General features: G+C 68.2%; 14 protein-coding genes. 8 read left to right on the forward strand and 6 right to left on the reverse strand.

All coding sequences use genetic code 11. The annotated features are described in order from the left end of the window. The first annotated feature begins 288 nt into the window (after positions 1-288). From UK23_RS17230 to UK23_RS17255, 6 genes are read left to right on the forward strand one after another with little or no spacing between them, the layout of a single operon-like run. A complete protein-coding gene (locus UK23_RS17230; RefSeq protein WP_045312565.1) occupies positions 289-1212 on the forward strand; it encodes a carbohydrate ABC transporter permease in 924 nt (307 codons plus the stop codon). After that, positions 1202-2110, forward strand: coding sequence for a carbohydrate ABC transporter permease (locus tag UK23_RS17235; RefSeq protein WP_082114730.1), 909 nt, complete (start codon positions 1202-1204; stop codon positions 2108-2110). The genes UK23_RS17230 and UK23_RS17235 overlap by 11 nt, the downstream gene beginning before the upstream one ends. Before the next feature lie 15 nt (positions 2111-2125). Then, complete coding sequence (locus UK23_RS17240; protein WP_045312566.1) at positions 2126-3427, forward strand: ABC transporter substrate-binding protein; 1302 nt, start codon at positions 2126-2128, stop codon at positions 3425-3427. Continuing rightward, complete coding sequence (locus UK23_RS17245) at positions 3424-4506, forward strand: Gfo/Idh/MocA family protein (protein ID WP_045312567.1); 1083 nt, start codon at positions 3424-3426, stop codon at positions 4504-4506. Before UK23_RS17240 ends, UK23_RS17245 begins: the two co-directional genes overlap by 4 nt. After that, positions 4488-5381, forward strand: coding sequence for a PmoA family protein (locus tag UK23_RS17250; RefSeq protein ID WP_052684749.1), 894 nt, complete (start codon positions 4488-4490; stop codon positions 5379-5381). Before UK23_RS17245 ends, UK23_RS17250 begins: the two co-directional genes overlap by 19 nt. Further along, positions 5375-6082, forward strand: a complete 708-nt coding sequence (locus tag UK23_RS17255) for a cupin domain-containing protein (RefSeq protein WP_231114534.1) — start codon at positions 5375-5377, stop codon at positions 6080-6082. Before UK23_RS17250 ends, UK23_RS17255 begins: the two co-directional genes overlap by 7 nt. Here UK23_RS17255 and UK23_RS17260 read toward each other — a convergent pair. Genes UK23_RS17260 through UK23_RS17280 form a run of 5 tightly spaced genes read right to left on the reverse strand, consistent with a single transcriptional unit; the run spans position 6079 to position 10442 of the window. Continuing rightward, positions 6079-6402 carry an anti-sigma factor family protein gene (locus UK23_RS17260; RefSeq protein WP_052684750.1) on the reverse strand — a complete coding sequence of 108 codons (324 nt, stop codon included), beginning with the start codon at positions 6400-6402 and terminating at the stop codon, positions 6079-6081. The genes UK23_RS17255 and UK23_RS17260 overlap by 4 nt on opposite strands. Next, a complete protein-coding gene (locus UK23_RS17265) occupies positions 6399-6908 on the reverse strand; it encodes a sigma-70 family RNA polymerase sigma factor (protein ID WP_045312568.1) in 510 nt (169 codons plus the stop codon). The genes UK23_RS17260 and UK23_RS17265 overlap by 4 nt, the downstream gene beginning before the upstream one ends. A gap of 9 nt (positions 6909-6917) precedes the next feature. After that, a complete protein-coding gene (locus UK23_RS17270) occupies positions 6918-7691 on the reverse strand; it encodes an enoyl-CoA hydratase/isomerase family protein (protein ID WP_045312569.1) in 774 nt (257 codons plus the stop codon). 10 nt (positions 7692-7701) lie between these two features. Continuing rightward, on the reverse strand, positions 7702-8928 hold the full coding sequence (locus tag UK23_RS17275) for a membrane protein (RefSeq protein WP_045312570.1): 1227 nt from the start codon (positions 8926-8928) through the stop codon (positions 7702-7704). Further along, the gene (locus UK23_RS17280) at positions 8925-10442 is read right to left on the reverse strand and encodes an amino acid adenylation domain-containing protein (RefSeq protein WP_231114535.1); all 1518 of its coding nucleotides are present in this window, start codon (positions 10440-10442) and stop codon (positions 8925-8927) included. Before UK23_RS17280 ends, UK23_RS17275 begins: the two co-directional genes overlap by 4 nt. 151 nt (positions 10443-10593) lie before the next feature. Between UK23_RS17280 and UK23_RS17285 the strand changes: the two genes are divergently transcribed. Beyond that, positions 10594-11370, forward strand: coding sequence for a family 16 glycosylhydrolase (locus tag UK23_RS17285; RefSeq protein WP_052684751.1), 777 nt, complete (start codon positions 10594-10596; stop codon positions 11368-11370). A gap of 42 nt (positions 11371-11412) precedes the next feature. On the opposite strand, the gene UK23_RS17290 is transcribed toward UK23_RS17285, so the two are convergent. After that, the gene (locus UK23_RS17290) at positions 11413-15036 is read right to left on the reverse strand and encodes a glycoside hydrolase family 2 TIM barrel-domain containing protein (RefSeq protein ID WP_231114536.1); all 3624 of its coding nucleotides are present in this window, start codon (positions 15034-15036) and stop codon (positions 11413-11415) included. 238 nt (positions 15037-15274) lie between these two features. On the opposite strand from UK23_RS17290, the gene UK23_RS17295 reads away from it, so the two are divergent. Then, entirely contained in the window at positions 15275-15607 is a 333-nt protein-coding gene (locus UK23_RS17295; protein ID WP_156213175.1) for a hypothetical protein, read from the forward strand. Positions 15608-15630 lie beyond the last annotated feature (23 nt).

Genomic DNA, 15630 nt, shown 5'->3' on the forward strand with positions numbered 1-15630 from the left:
AGTACCACCAACTCTTGATCAAACCGCCGCTAAGTACACCCAACTGCCCCGGAACCGCCGCCGCGCGGCGTGGGGCCGGGCGAGTTGGTAGTGGGTAAGTGCTGGATGATCTTGGGTTGGTGGTACTTGCAGACGCCGTGACAAACAGTCCACAGAGGACTGTTGTCGAACGGCGAGGTCTCCGTTCGACAACGGCGTTCGACGCCGTTCGACACCCTTGCTTGACGCTCGGGAAGCCGCCGATGCAGACTCCGGAAAGCGTTTTCCAGCCGACGGGGTCAGGGGTTCATGAGCGCGTTAGACGAACTGCGTCAGCTGCGCCATGGCGGTGCCCAGGTGCGCAAGCGCGACAACAAGGCGGCCTTCTGGTTCCTGGCGCCGTGGTTCGCCGGACTGGTCTTCATCACGGTCGGCCCGGTGCTCGCGTCCTTCGGGCTGGGCTTCACGAAGTACAACCTGATCCAGCCGCCGAAGTTCATCGGGTTCGACAACTTCGCCCGCATCTTCAGCGACGAGCGGCTGCACAACGCGCTCGGCGTCACGTTCACCTACGTGCTCGTGTCGGTGCCGCTGCAGCTGGCGTGCGCGCTGGGGGTGGCGCTGCTGCTCGACCGCGGGCTGCGCGGCCTGGCGTTCTACCGCTCGGCCTTCTACCTGCCCTCACTGCTCGGCTCGAGCGTGGCGATCGCGGTGCTGTGGACCCAGGTCTTCGGCGCCGAAGGGTTGCTGAACCGCGTGCTGGGCTTCTTCGGCATCGAGGGCAGGGGCTGGATCTCCGACCCGGACACCGCGCTGTCGACGCTCATCGTGCTGAACGTGTGGACGTTCGGCTCACCGATGATCATCTTTCTGGCCGGGCTGCGGCAGATCCCGGCGGTCTACTACGAGGCCGCGGCGATCGACGGCGCGAGCAAGTGGTCGCAGTTCTGGCGGATCACCCTGCCGCTGCTGTCGCCGATCCTGTTCTTCAACCTGGTGCTGCAGATCATCCACGCGTTCCAGTCGTTCACACAGGCGTTCGTCGTCTCCGGCGGCACGGGCGGTCCGTCCGACTCGACCATGTTCTACACGCTCTACCTGTACCAGCAGGGATTCAGCCGGTTCGACATGGGTTACGCGTCCGCGCTGGCGTGGTTCCTGCTGCTGATCATCGCGGCGTTCACCGCGATCAACTTCTGGGCGGCGAAGTACTGGGTGTTCTATGACGACTGATCTGCACCGAGCAACGACGTCCCCGCGCCCCGCACCGCCGGTGACGCCACCACCGGCCCGAATCTCTCTGCGGCGGCGCCTGGTCGTGCCGGCCAAACACGCCGGCCTGATCCTCATCGGGTTCGTGATGCTGTACCCGGTGCTGTGGATGATCGCGAGCTCGCTGCGTCCCGGCGACGAGATCTTCCGCAGCCCCGGCCTGATCCTCGACACCCTGAAGACCGAGAACTACACCGAGGGCTGGTACGCGCTCAGCCCGTCGTTCGGCACCTACCTGCTCAACTCCGCGATCCTGGTGCTGGGCTGCATCGTCGGCAACCTGGTGTCGTGCTCGATGGCGGCCTACGCGTTCGCCCGCCTGCACTTCAGCGGCAAGCGGTGGTGGTTCGGCATCATGCTCGGCACGATCATGCTGCCGGTGCACGTGATCATCGTGCCGCAGTACGTGCTGTTCTCCCAGATCGGCTGGGTGAACACGTTCCTGCCGCTGATCGTGCCGAAGATCCTCGCCACGGACGCGTTCTTCGTGTTCCTGATGGTGCAGTTCATCCGCGGGCTGCCCCGCGAGCTCGACGAGGCGGCGCGCATCGACGGCTGCGGCCACCCGCGGATCTTCGCGCAGATCATCCTGCCGCTGATGAAACCCGCGCTCGCGACCACCACGATCTTCACGTTCATCTGGACGTGGAACGACTTCTTCACCCAGCTGATCTATTTGACGGACCCGGACATGTACACGGTGCCCGTCGCGCTGCGCTCGTTCGTCGACTCGACGGTCGCCACGTCCTGGGGTTCCCAGTTCGCGATGAGCGTCGTGTCGATCATCCCGATCTTCCTCGCCTTCCTCATCGGCCAGCGGTACCTCGTCAAGGGGATCGCCACGACCGGTGGCAAGTAGCCGAAAGGAACGGACATGCCTGTTCGCCGCCGCACCGCGTTAACGGTTCTGGTGTCGCTCACCGCGTCCCTGCTCGCCGCCTGCGGTTCCGGTTCGGACGCGGGTGGTGATCTCACCGCGGAACCGGTGACGCTGCGGTTCACCTGGTGGGGCGCGGACGACCGGCACAAGCGGACCCAGCAGGTCATCGAGATGTTCCAGAAGAAGCACCCGAACATCACCGTCAAAGGTGAGTTCAAGGAGTGGAACGGCTACTGGGACAGCCTCGCCACGACCATGGCGGCGAACGACGCGCCGGACATCATGCAGATGGACGAGCTGTACATCGCTTCTTACGCCGAACGCGGCGCGTTGCTGGACCTGAACGAGGCCAAGAAACACCTGGACACGGCCGACTTCGACCAGAAGGCGCTCGCGACCGGTGCGGTCGACGGCAAGCAGTACGGGCTCCCGGTCGGTCTCGGCATGTACTCGATCATGGTCAACACGGATCTGCTGGCGAAGTACAACATCCCGCTGCCCGACGACACGAAGTGGTCGTGGGACGACCTGAAGGCGATCGGCGAGCAGGTGTCGAAGGCGGGCGGCGGTCAGGTGTTCGGCGTGCAGTCGCCGGGCATCAACGACACCGCGGGGCTGAGCATCCGGGCGCGGCAGCAGGGCAAGGCGCTGTTCGACGCGGCCGGCAAGGTCGTGCTGCCGCCCGAGATCGCGACGCAGTACTGGCAGTACATCTCCGACCTCGCGAAGACCGGGATCGCGGCGCCGCCGTCGGTGACCGTGGAGAAGGCTTCCGCGGGGCTGAACCAGTCGGCGACCGCGACCAACACCGCGGTGTTCGGCTTCTGGTGGAACACCCAGCTGACCGCGCTGACCGCCGCGAGCGGTGCGAAGTTGAAGCTGTTGCGCCTGCCCGGTGAGTCGCAGGGCAAGCCCGGCGCGTACTACAAGCCGTCGATGTTCTGGTCCGTGTCGGCCCGGTCGAAGCACCCCGCGGAGGCGGCGGCGTTCGTGAACTTCCTCGCCAACGACGAGGAAGCCGCGAAGATCCTGCTGACCGAACGCGGTGTGCCCGCGAACCAGAAGATCCGCGCGGCGATCTCCGGGCAGCTCAAGGAGACCGACAAGGCAGCCAAGGAGTATCTCGACACCGTGCCGGTCGGCGACCCGCCCCGGATCACGCCGAACGGTGCCAGCACGATCGACGCGATCCTCAAGCGGCACACCGAGGACGTCCTGTTCGGACGGGCCACGCCCGAGCAGGCCGCCGCCTCGTACATCAAGGAAGTACAGGCCGAAGTGGACGCGGCGAAGTGAGGCGCGCGGCCATTGTCGGCACCGGCGCGATCGCCTCTGCCCACGCCGAGGCGTTGCGAGCCGCGGGAGACCGGATCGAACTGGTCGCCGTCGTGGACGTCGACGAGCAACGTGCCCGGGAGTTCGCCGCGGAGTGGGGTGTGCCGCGCGTGCACTCCAGGCTGGCGGCGTTGCTCGACACCGAAGACCTGGACGTCGTGCACATCTGCACTCCGCCGCGGGCGCACGTGCCGTTGGCGCTCGAGTGCCTCGCCGCGGATGTGAACGTGCTCGTGGAGAAGCCGCCCGCGTTGTCGTTGAGCGAGGTCGACACGTTGATCGCGGCGGAACGCGGGTCGGCCGGGCGGGTGGCCACAGTGTTCCAGCACCGCTTCGGCCCGGCGGCGATCCGGTTGCGGCGCATGGTCTCCGAGGGCGTGCTGGGCAGGTCTTTCGTGGCGAAGTGCGACACGCTCTGGTACCGGGGTGACGCCTACTTCGACGTGCCGTGGCGGGGTTCCTGGGACAGCGAGGGCGGTGGCCCGACGATGGGCCACGGGATCCACCAGTTCGACCTGCTGCTGTCGGTGCTGGGGCCCTGGCAGGAGGTCCGGGCGGTGGCGGCCCGGCAGGCGCGGGACGTCGCGACCGAGGACGTGTCGATGGCGCTGGTGACGTTCGCGGACGGCACGGTGGCCTCGGTGATCAACTCGGTGCTGTCGCCGCGCGAAACTTCGGAGCTGCGGTTCGACTTCGAGCGTGCCACGGTGGAGGTCGAGCACCTCTACGGCTACACCGACGCGCATTGGACCGTGACGCCTGCACCGGGCCACGACGAGGTGGCGGCGCTGTGGCGGGAGGAGCAGTCGGCGGTGGTGAGCGGTCACGGGTGCCAGCTGACGGCGTTCCTCGACGCCCTCGATTCCGGCGAGATGCCACCGGTGACGCTGGCGGACACCCGCAACACCATGGAGTTCATCGCCGCGCTGTACGCCTCGGCGTTCACCGGCACCGTGGTGAAGGCCGGCCAGATCGGCCCGGACAGCCCGTTCTACGCGACGATGGAAGGAATCGGTGCCCCATGGGCGAACGCCCGGTGATCACGCGGCAGGACGACGAGGCGCTCGTCGTGTCGGTGGGCGACGTCGAGCTCTTCACCTACGTGCACCAGCCGGCGACACCCGCGTTCGAGGGCCCGAAGCCGTACCTGCATCCCGTGCGGACGCTGGCCGGTGACGTGGTGACGGCGTTCCGGCCGCACGACCACCGGTGGCACAAGGGCGTGCAGATGACCGCGACCGACGTGTCCGGCGAGAACTTCTGGGGCGGCGTCACGTACGTGCGCGACCAGGGGTACGTGGTGCTGCCGAACGTCGGCACCATGCGGCACGAGGACTTCGCCGTCAACGAGTCCGACGGTGAGGTGCGCGTCGGTGAGCTGCTGTCGTGGTTCACCGAGGCCGGGCAGCACTGGGTGCACGAGATGCGCGAGCTCACCGTGCGCGACGTCGAGTCCGGCGCGTGGACGCTGGAGTTCGCCACGACGCTGACGAACCTGCGCTCGGAGCCGCTGATCTTCGGCAGCCCGACGACGAACGGCCGTGAGCTCGCGGGCTACACGGGGTTCTTCTGGCGTGGCCCGCGTTCGTTCACCGAGGGCACGGTCATCGCGGCCGACGGCGGATCGGGCCAGGAGATGATGGGCAAGGCCGCGCGGTGGCTCGCGTTCGTCGGCCAGCACGACGAGGTGGACAGGTCGTCGACGCTGCTGTTCGTCGATCATCCGGACAACAAGGGCACGCACTGGTTCGTGCGCAGCACCCCGTTCGCGGCGGTGAACCCGTCGTTCGCCTTCCACGACACGGTCGAAGTGGCGCCGGGCGAGTCGCTGAGCCTGCGCTACCGGCTCGTCGTCGCTGACGGCGCGTGGGACCGGGACCAGCTGGAGTCCTATGTGGAGGCTCACCCGTGGTGACGCCGTTTCCCGGCGGCGTGGGCATCTCCGGCCTGCGTGTGTACGACTGGCCTACCGTGGACGGAGTGTGCGGAGGCTCGCCGCACGTCCACCTCACCTGCGCGGAGTGCTACTACGTGATCGGCGGGCAGGGCAGCGTGCAGACCCTGACCCGCCGCGGGTTCGCCTCGACACCGTTGCGCGAGGGCACCGTCGCGTGGTTCACGCCCGGCACGATCCACCGCCTGGTCAACGACGGCGACCTGCGGATCCTCGTCGTGATGCAGAACAGCGGCCTGCCCGAGGCGGGAGACGCGGTGTTCACCTTCCCGCCCGCCGTTCTGTCCGACGCGGACTCCTATGCCGCGCACGCTCAGGCTTCCGACGAGTCCTCGGCCCGCCAGCGTCGTGACCTCGCCCTCGAAGGGTTTCTGGAGCTGCGGAAGCGCGTCGAGGCGGGCGAGGACGCGCTGGACGGCTTCTACCGGTCCGCCGTGCGCCTGAAGCAGGGCGTGCTGGACGACTGGGAGAAGCGGTGGCGTTCCGGTGCGCTGGCGTCGGCCGAACGCACCGGCGAGCACCTGGACCTGTTGCGGGGTGGCGACATCGGGCACCTGGCCGACGCGGACATCCACGTGATGCGTGCGGAGGGGCCGCAACGGTTCGGCATGTGCGGTCGGCTGGACGTGCACGACCCGGCCGACGGGCAGTCACCGCACTAAGGACAGAGGCAGAACGCAACTACGGCGCCGATCAGGGCGGCGACGAGCACCGTCGTCGCCATGACGAGCAGGCGCCGGCGCCGTGCCGCCCGCGCCAGGCGGGGCAGCACCGTGGCCGGCAGGGCGGCGCCGGGTTCGAGCGACTCCACCGCCCACTCGGCGGGCACGCGGGACAGGAGACCCGCCGTGCCCGCCAGCCGGCCCACCTCGTGTTCGCACGGAGGGCATGCGGACAGATGGCGTTCGTAGGCCTGACGGTCGCCGGGGGACAGCGACCCCAGCACGTAGGCCACGTCCCACTCGCGGAACGGGCATGTCACCGCCCGGTCACCCCGTTCTCCTCCAGCGCCAGCCGCAGCGCGCGCAGGCCGTAGTGCAGGCGCGACTTCACCGTTCCCGGCGGGACGCCCAGCGCCTCGGCCAGTTCCGGGATGGACTCACCGCGGTAGTAGGCGCGCACGATCACCACTCTGTGCTCGGGTTTGAGCTGGGACAACGCGTCGGCGATCAGCCAGGTGTCCAGCGTCTTGTCGGTGTGATCGCACCGGGAGCGTTCTGGCAGGCTGGCTGACCCGATCTCCCAGCGGGCGCGGGCGCTGCGGGCCTCGTCGATGGCGAAGTTGCGGGCCACCGCGTAGAGCCACGCCTTCGAGGCCGTGATGCCCTGTTCGAGGATGTCCGGATGGCGCCAGGCCCGCAGCAACGCCTCCTGGACGACGTCCTGGGCCAGCTCCTTGTCGCCGGTGAGGCGCAGGGCATAGCGCCAGAGCGCCTCGGCGTGGCCGTCGTGCAGGGCGCGGAGCAGGGTGCTGTGGTCGGCGTTGATGGTGCACCCCTAGGTCCGGAAATCGGGCGTCCGCTTGGCCAGGAACGCCGCTGTGCCCTCGCGCATGTCGGCGGTCGTGAACGCCTGGCGAAACGCTTCGAGTTCCACTCGCAGGCCGTCTTCGACACCAAGGCCGTCGACGGTGTTGATCACGGACTTGCAGATCGTGACCGCGGTGGGGGAGTTGGCGGCGATGTCGGCGAGCACGAGCCGGGCGGCGGCGAACATCTCCTCGCGGCTGTCGAACACCTCGTTCACGAGCCCGAGTCGATGCGCCTCGACGGCGTCCACGCGGCGGCCGGAGTAGATCAGCTCGCGTGCCTTGGCCACGCCGACCCGGCGGAACAACCGGACGCACCCGCCGAAGCCCGGGATGAGACCCAGCAACACCTCGGGCTGGCCGAACACGGCCTTGCGGGTGGCGTAGATGAAGTCGCACGCCATGGCCATCTCGCAGCCGCCGCCGAGCGCGTAGCCGTCGACGCAGGCGATGACGGGCACGGGCAGCTGTTCGAGCAGCCTGGTCACCTCCTGGCCCAGCGCCCCGAACCTCTCACCCTCGTCCGGAGACATCGCCGCCATCTCGCGGATGTCCGCCCCGGCGATGAACGCGGGACCCTCCGAACCCGTGAGGAGGATGGCGCGCGGTCCCGTGACATGGGTGAGGAGGTGGCGCAGTTCGATGAGTGTCTGCTGGGACAACGCATTTCGTGCGGGCGGCCGGTGCACTGTCACCGTGAGGACGCCGTCGTGCTCGTCGAGTACGAGTGTCTGATAGTCCATCGTGGTCTCCTCACGAGTCCCAGATCGCGCCGTAGGCCGGAATACCCCGGGATTCCATCTCCTCGACCACCTGCCAGGTGGTGGGCTTGTTCGAGATGCAGATGACCGCCTCCGCGTCGAAGCGCTTCCACGCGTCGTACGCGAGCGCGACCAGATCCGGTTTGCCCCGGCTCTCGGTGTCCCAGACGACGGCGTCGGGCTGCACGCCGAGGATCTCGTCGACCAGCGCGTCCCCATAGGTGCGACGCGGGTTGCGGGTCGACCACACCAGCACCGAGGGCGTGTCCCCGGCCAGCAGGTGGGGCAGGCACGGGCCGATGCCGCTGCCGGTCGCGACCCACACCACCCTGGTGAACAGCTTGTCGATGTTGCCGACGCCGGCGGTCGGGATGCCCTTGACCCACACGTGACTCGGCTGGTCCGCGATGAACTTCGCGGTCCAGTCACCCGCGCGGGAGATCGTGAGCCGGAAGCCGCTGCGGCCCGGCGCCGGGACGTTGGCGAAGGAATGCCACTCCAGCAACGGGTTGCGGCTCACCGTCGTCGACGAGCCCGCGAACGGCGTGACGCCGTGGTCGAACGACACGAGCGCGACGTGCGGTGACGGGCTGACGATGTGCACCGGAACCCGCCGCAGCCTCAGCCACGGCAACGCCACGCTGGCCACCACGAGGGCGAGGGGCCAGAGGAAGACGGGGTTCTGGACGGCGGAGAGCACGCCGAAGAGCACGAGCACGGACCACCCGCCGAACCGGTGCGTGCGCTCGAACAGGTCGTGGTGCTTGGCGCGCAGACGGGGGAGCGCGAGCACGATGAGGGCACCGAGCAGAGCCATGATCGTCCAGGTCAGCGCCAGGACGAGCGGAGGTCCGGTGGTCGTGGTGGCGAGCACGAGGAACCACGCGGTGGCGCAGATCGCGGCACCGACGTGCAGTCCGCCGAAGTGGTAGACCTTGCCCAGCGTCCAGCGGACTTTCAGCGGCCAGTGAGTCGGGACGCTGGTGGCGAGCCGGAAGAGCAGGTTGATCACGAGCTGCTGGCGGATGAGGGCGGCCAGCGTGAGGTTGGCGACGACCAGGGCGGTCAGCCTGTCGGCGTCGAACGAGCCCACGAAGCAGAGGTTCGCCAGCACGACGGCGGCGACCAGCCGGTTGTGGTGGTGGAACGGCCTGCGCCGCAGGACCGTGCGCCAGGAGCGGTCGGCGGGCGGCAGCTGGACGGCGTGAACTGAGGTCATGCCACGGTTTCCTTCTGTCCGTCCAAACGCGACAGCAGCGCCCGGCGGTCGACCTTGCCGCGATCTGTGGTCGGCAGCGTGTCGACCGGCACGATCAACGTGGGCACGCAGTAGTAGGGCAGCCGCTCCGCCACGGCCCGGCGTGCCTGCTCCGGTGCGGCGCACGCCGGGCTGATGAACCCGACGAGCTTGCCGTTGTGCAGCAACGTGGTGGCCCGTTCGCAGTCCATCGCGCGTTCCAGCGCCGATGTTACGGCGTCCAGCTCCACCCGGAACCCGCGCACCTTGACCTGGTCGTCGGTGCGGCCGTGGTGTTCCAGCTGGCCGTCGCGCGTCCACCGCCCGAGGTCGCGGGTGCGGAACATCAGGTGATCGCCGCCCAGGAACGGGTCGGGGCGGTAGCGCTCGGCCGTCAGCTCCGGATCACCCAGATAGCCCGCCGTCACGCACTCGCCGCCCGCCCACATCTCGCCGACCTCACCGATCCGGCACGGCCGCAGGTCCGCGTCGAGCACGTACACGGTCGTGTTGGGCACGGGCCTGCCGATGGTCAGCGGACCACCGCGTTCGTAGCGCTGCACGGTGTTGACGATGGTGACCTCGGTGGGCCCGCACGAGTTGTGGAAGACGGCCTGGCGGGCCCAGGCGTCGGCCAGCGGCTGCGGGCAGCGTTCACCGGCGACCGCGACCGTGCGAACCCCGTGGCACACCTCGGGATCCAGTCCTGCCAGCACACTCGGCGTGGCGATGACGACGTCCACCGTGCTCGCGGTCTGCTCGATGTCGCTGCCGCGGATCACGAGCGTGCCGCCGTGCGCCAGCGTGCCGAGGATCTCCCACATCGCCATGTCGAAGGCGATGTTGAGCAGCTGCGACACCCTGGTTCCCGGTGTCACGCCGAGACATCCGGGGGCGGTCAGCAGGACGTTGCACAGGTTGGCGTGCGAGACCTGCACTCCGTTGGGACGCCCGGTGGTGCCGGAGGTGAAGATGACGGCCGCGATGTCGGAGTCCGCGGCCGGGGTGCGGCAGAACGACGTGGCGTCCGGCACCTCGTCGATCGCGATGACCGTGCCGAGGTGGCCGGGCAACCGGTGTTCGCTCGTGGTGAGCACGAAGTTGATGCGAGCGGTGCGGACGATGTGTCGCAAGTGGACTTCGGGTGCGATGCGCACGTCCTGCGGCACATAAGCCGCGCCTGCTTTGAGGACGCCGAGAATGCCGACGACCATCGAGAGCGACCGGGTCAGGAACAGCCCGACGCGTTCGCCGGGACGTACTCCCGCGCGGGTCAGGAACTCGGCCAGCAGTTCCGCCCTGCGGTTCAGCTCGGCGTAGGTCATCGACTCGCCGAGATGCTCCAGCGCGACGAGGTCCGGATGGCGCGCGGCCTGTTTCTCGACCGCGTGGTGGATGTGGTGGAACGGCGGGACCCTGGTCGGCCCGGCGCCGAACGACTGGAACAACGCGCGGTCCAGCGGTGGCAGGTCGCGCAGGGCGGAATCGTGGAACACGGCTTTCACTGCAGGGCGCCCTTTCGGCAGCGTTGCGCGGTCACCCGTTCCTAACGAGACGGACCCTCACATCGTTCACGTCGAATCGAACTCGCTGTCGAATCGACGAAGCCGTTGCACCACAGCAACTTTGTGCTTCACAGTGTGAAAAATGAGAATCGCAGTGACTGTACTCGCCCTCTTGACGGCCTTCGCGAACACCGCGTATGCGGCGACTTGGGAGGACGTTGTCGGTACCGGCTCCTTCGGCAGTTACGGAGCCCTGGAGTCGGAGTGGAACTACCGCTACCCGTGGGGTTCGGACCACAAGGGCTCGGCCCGCGTGTACGCGAGCTCCAGCGACCACAACCACGTCTCGCTGTCGGGCGGCGTGCTGACGGTGAAGGCGACCCGCATCTCGTGGGACGAGGGCAACAGCGGCGCCAGCCCGCACCTGCCGATCCGCTACCACTCCGGCGCGATCCACGCCAAGGAACACGTCGTGGTCACCGACCAGTTCCCCAACTGGGAGGTGAAGGGCGACTTCCAAGCCCCTTCTACCCGCGGCACCTGGCCCGCGTTCTGGCTGACCGGCGTGAACAGCTGGCCGCCGGAAAGCGACATCCTGGAGTTCAAGGGGGACAACCGGAACTGGTTCAACACCTTCCGGACGTCCAGTGACGTCTCGACCAGCACGGTCGCGGTGTCCTCGCCCGGCTCGTGGCACACCTACCGGGCCTGGATGACCAAGGTGAACAACACCGACGTCGACATCCACTACTACCTCGACGGCAAGTGGATCGCCAAGCACAGCGCGAGGAACTTCGTCGGAAGACCGCTGTGGGTGATCACCAACCTGCGGATGGAGGGTTCGTCCGGCAGCCCGGGGCCGACCGCGGACACCGTCTACCGGGCTCGCAACGTCTACATCGGACGGACGCGCGCGTGAAAAAGAGGGGGCCCCGGACGACGCCGGGGCCACCTCCTCCGGTCAGGCTCCCGCCGGTTTGCCCGACCAGGCCTCCTGCGACGTCAGCGGCCGCAGCGTGAGGGTGTACTCGTAGGTGCTGTCAGGACGTACCTGGCTGCGCGGCCGCACCGGGTTCGGCGTGTCACCGACACCGGTCACCGCGTGGTCCGCGTGCAGCGTGAAGTAACCCTTGTTGCGCTGCAGCATGAACGGGTACGCGGCCCGCTCGAGGTCGTCGTACTGCGTGACGCTGACCTCGGGGACGCCCGACACCAGCAGACCGGACGTGCGGCCGTCGGTGAGCAGCGCCCACCGGGTGTCGGTGTGGTTGCCGTGGTCCTGCGGACGGTGGTACTCGACGTACTGGTCGGCCACCGAGCTGGAGTGCACCCCGATCGGCGTGCCGTCCTTGCGGTCGACGTAGCTCTCCGCCTTCCTGCCGTACCAGGAGAACTCGGAGTACCGGTCGGGCACGGACAGCTGGACGCCGATGCGCGGCAGGTACGGCAGCGTCCGCATCGAGCCCTGCGGCGTCACGCGATGTCCGAGCCGCAGCACACCGGACGAGTCGACCGCGTAGACCATCGTCTGGTCGAACCACGCCCCGCTGACACCGGGAGCGGCGACCTTGCTGTCCACGACGATCCGGGTGGCCTTCAGACCGTCCTTCTCGACGCGCACGCCGGTCACGGTCGTCTCCAGCCGGTCGAGGCCCGCCCTGCGCCAGTCCTCGCCCTCTGCGCGGCCCCACGTGTAGGTCTCGTTGCTGATCGGCGCGCGCCACGCGTCCAGCTTCGGCCCGCTGGCGAGCAGCTCCCGGCCCCACGACTTGATCGACGTCAGCGCACCGGACTTCTTGTCGACCGTGTAGGTGGCACCGGCCGCGGTCGCGGTGACCTTGGCGGCGTCGTCCTGGGTGAAGACCAGACCCCAGTCGAGAGGCGCCTTGTCCAGACCCGGCACCCGGCTGCCGCCTAGCGAGAACTGGTCATGGGCAAGCACGTGGTCGGACGTAACCGCTTCGACGGTCAGGAACCGTTCACGGTCGGCGGCGTTGACCGGCACGGGCAGCGTGATCTGCGCGGTCGAAGCGCTTGCGACCCGCAACGGCTGCTCGCCGCTCTTCACCGTCCGCGAGCCCTCGGTGACCTTCCACCGCAGCGTGAGGTCGTCGGTGCCGGTGAACTGCCGCTCGTTGGTCACCGACAGCACGCCACCGGAGTAGGCGTACCGGATCGGCTGGTGCACCCACGCCAGCTGCGTGGTCTCGGGCTGGAGCGTCCGGTCGGTGTTGATCAGACCGTCCACACCGGACAAGGTGGATCCGTACGCGAAGTGCGTGCCCTTCTCCTGCACGCGGTCGAAGTCCAGCGCCAGTACGGCTCCACCGGCCGGCGTCGAAGCGTTCAACTCGGCGGCCGACAGCGCGCGGTCGTAGATCCGCACGTCGTCGACATCCCCGCTGGCGAGCCGCCCGACGGTCGACGGGTCGTTCCACGACATCTCGAAGTCACGGCCGATGTTCACGTCCGCTGCCGAGTAGTCGATCGCGCCGGTGAACGGCAGGCCGGCGACCTCGGCGCCGTCGATGTACAGCTTCACCGCGGTGCCGTCGTACGTACCGCTGACCCGGTGCCACTTGCCGTAGAAGTCGGCGGGCACCTTCGCCTGCACCGCGCGCCACGTGCCGCTGTAGATGAAGAACTCGAGCGTGGTCTCGTTCTTCATCTTGAGCGTCCACTGGTGGTCGCCCTTCGCGATGATCGGGAACTGCCCGGTCCACTTGCCGGGCTTCACCCACGCGTCGAGCGTCAGCGCCGTGCCGGTGATGTCGAGCTTGCGGTCGCGGTAGACCTCCACGAAGTCGTCCAGCCCCGACAACGACAACGCCTTGCCGCGGTGCCCGTCGACGAGCTTCGGCGCACCGGAGAGCAGCGCGGCGATGTTGTTGCCAGAGGAGTCCGGGGTGAGGCGCGTCTTCTCCTTGATGTTCTGCTCGGCCCAGTCCCAGATGAACCCGCCCTGGGTCTGCGGGTTGGCGCGGATGATGTCCCAGAACTCGCGGAAGTTGCCGAGGCTGTTGCCCATCGCGTGCGCGTACTCACCAAAGATCAACGGCTTGGTCGTGCTCTTCGCCTGCTCCGCGAACCTCTCCGGCGACGGGTAGCGCGGTCCCCACACGTCGGCGAACGGCGCGTCGCCGTCGGGGTTGTTCGACTGGTGGTAGACCGGGCGGGACGGGTCGTAGGCCTTGACCCACTTCGCCATCTCGTAGTGGTGCGCGCCGAGCCCGGCCTCGTTGCCGGTGTCCCACATGAACACGCTCGGGTGGTTCTTGTCGCGCTCGACCATGGCGATCATGCGGTCCATGAACGCGTCGCGCCACTCCGGCTGGTTCGCCTCGCACCACCGGGCGCAGTTCTCGTGGTTGTGGGTCTCGATGTCGACCTCGTCGTCGATCCAGATGCCGTGCTGGTCGGCGAGGTCGTAGAAGTACGGGTCGCTCGGGTAGTGCGAGGTGCGGACGGCGTTGACGTTGAGCTGCTCCATCAGCGCGACGTCGCGTTCCTGCGCCTTGCGGGGCACGTGCCGGCCGTGCTCGGGATCGGTCTCCGCGCGGTTGACGCCCTTGAACAGCACGCGCTTCCCGTTGACGAGCAAGGTCCTGTCCTTGATCTCGATCTTCCGGAAACCGGTGGTGTCGCTGACGACGTGCTTGGTGCCGTCGGGCGCGGTGAGTGTCACGACCACGGTGTAGAGGTTCGGCGTCTCGTCGGTCCACTTGGCGGGGTTGCGCACCGGCAACGTCAGACGTGCCGTGCTGCCCTCGGTTTCCGTGCTCGTCGAACCGACTTCCTCGCCCTTGGCGTCACGCAGGCTGGCGGTGATCCGGTGCGTGCCGGTGGTGCCTCGCGGTTTGTGGCCGAGTTCGACGTCCGCGGTGAGCGTCGCGTCGGTGTAGGTGGCGTCGAGATCGGTCTTGAGCGTGACGTCCTGGACGAACGTGGCCGGCGTCGAGTACAGCGAGACCGAGCGGAAGATGCCCGAGTACCGCCACTGGTCGTAGTCCTCCAGGTAGGCGCCGGCGCTCCAGCGGTGCACCTGCACGGCGATCTTGTTGCGGCCTGGCCGGAGCGCGGGGGAGATGTCGAACTCGGCGGGCGTGTAGCCGCCCTGGTCGTAGCCGACGTACTTCCCGTTGACCCACACGAAGTAGGCGGACGTCACGCCCTCGAAGCGCAGGAACGTCTCGCGCTTCGTCCAGTCGGCGGGCACGTCGAAGTCGCGGACGTACGCACCGGTCGGGTTGATGTCGCGGGGCACGCGGGGCGGGTCGTCCGGCTGGATCTCGGTCGCGATGTTGCGGAAGATCGGGTGGTCCAGGCCGTCTGTCTGCCACGTGTGCGGGACGTTCACCGTGCGCCAGCCGGACGTGTCGTAGTCCTCGGCGTAGAACCGCGCGGGCACTTCGGAAGGCTTGTCCGCCATGGCGATGCGCCACTTGCCGTCGAGCGTCTTCGTGAAGCCCGGCTGCTGGTCGAGCAACGCGTGGTGCGGCTCCTGCCCCTCTTCGACTCGGCGTGGATCTTCGAGATAGGTGTGCACGTCGGGAGGGGGATCGACGGCGGCGGCCACTGGTGTCATCGAACCAGCCGCAACCAACATGACTGTCGCAAGAACGATCGCGCGCCGCACGCTGAACCTCCATGTTCAGACAGAAGTGCACACAAGTGAACAGTTGGTGCTGAGAGGCGACAAGGGGCCACGAGGTCCGAGCCGTTCACACTGCGGCCGCTGTTATCGAACGAGGTGTCCCTTGCGTTCGATTTTGTTCGACATCACGCTGCCGGTCAGCACCCGAACCACGACCACTGGGGGATCCGTGAAGAGGACAGTCCTGACCTTGGTAAGCGCTTTCCTGCTCGCCTCGCCCGTCGTCGCGCAGGCGGACCCCGGCAGCTGCACGGCGACGCCGGGATCCGGTTCGGCTTCCAATGCCGGCACCGCGACGTGCCCGGCGCACGCGGGCGACTTCTGGTTCCGGGTCGCCGTGGACTGCTACGACGCGTACCCGTCGGGGTTGCGCTTCATCGGCGTCGGCTACGGGCCGTGGAAGTGGGCCGGTGGCGACACCACCACGACCTCGTCCGTGCCCTGCAACGGGGCCGTGCCCGGCTCGGGTGTCGCGTTCAACGGCCGCCTGGAAGTTCGCTGATCCCTCGACGAAGAGGAAGTGCA

The sequence above is a fragment of the Lentzea aerocolonigenes genome (assembly GCF_000955955.1).
Classification (GTDB): Bacteria; Actinomycetota; Actinomycetes; order Mycobacteriales; family Pseudonocardiaceae; genus Lentzea; species Lentzea aerocolonigenes_A.

Excerpts from the sequence above, each read along its gene's own strand:
- UK23_RS17230 (WP_045312565.1), top strand. The coding sequence starts at position 289 with ATGAGCGCGTTAGACGAACTGCGTCAGCTGCGCCATGGCGGTGCCCAG.
- UK23_RS17235 (WP_082114730.1), top strand. The coding sequence starts at position 1,202 with ATGACGACTGATCTGCACCGAGCAACGACGTCCCCGCGCCCCGCACCG.
- UK23_RS17240 (WP_045312566.1), top strand. The coding sequence starts at position 2,126 with ATGCCTGTTCGCCGCCGCACCGCGTTAACGGTTCTGGTGTCGCTCACC.
- UK23_RS17250 (WP_052684749.1), top strand. The coding sequence starts at position 4,488 with ATGGGCGAACGCCCGGTGATCACGCGGCAGGACGACGAGGCGCTCGTC.
- UK23_RS17270 (WP_045312569.1), bottom strand. The coding sequence starts at position 7,691 with ATGGACTATCAGACACTCGTACTCGACGAGCACGACGGCGTCCTCACG.
- UK23_RS17275 (WP_045312570.1), bottom strand. The coding sequence starts at position 8,928 with ATGACCTCAGTTCACGCCGTCCAGCTGCCGCCCGCCGACCGCTCCTGG.
- UK23_RS17285 (WP_052684751.1), top strand. The coding sequence starts at position 10,594 with ATGAGAATCGCAGTGACTGTACTCGCCCTCTTGACGGCCTTCGCGAAC.
- UK23_RS17290 (WP_231114536.1), bottom strand. The coding sequence starts at position 15,036 with ATGACACCAGTGGCCGCCGCCGTCGATCCCCCTCCCGACGTGCACACC.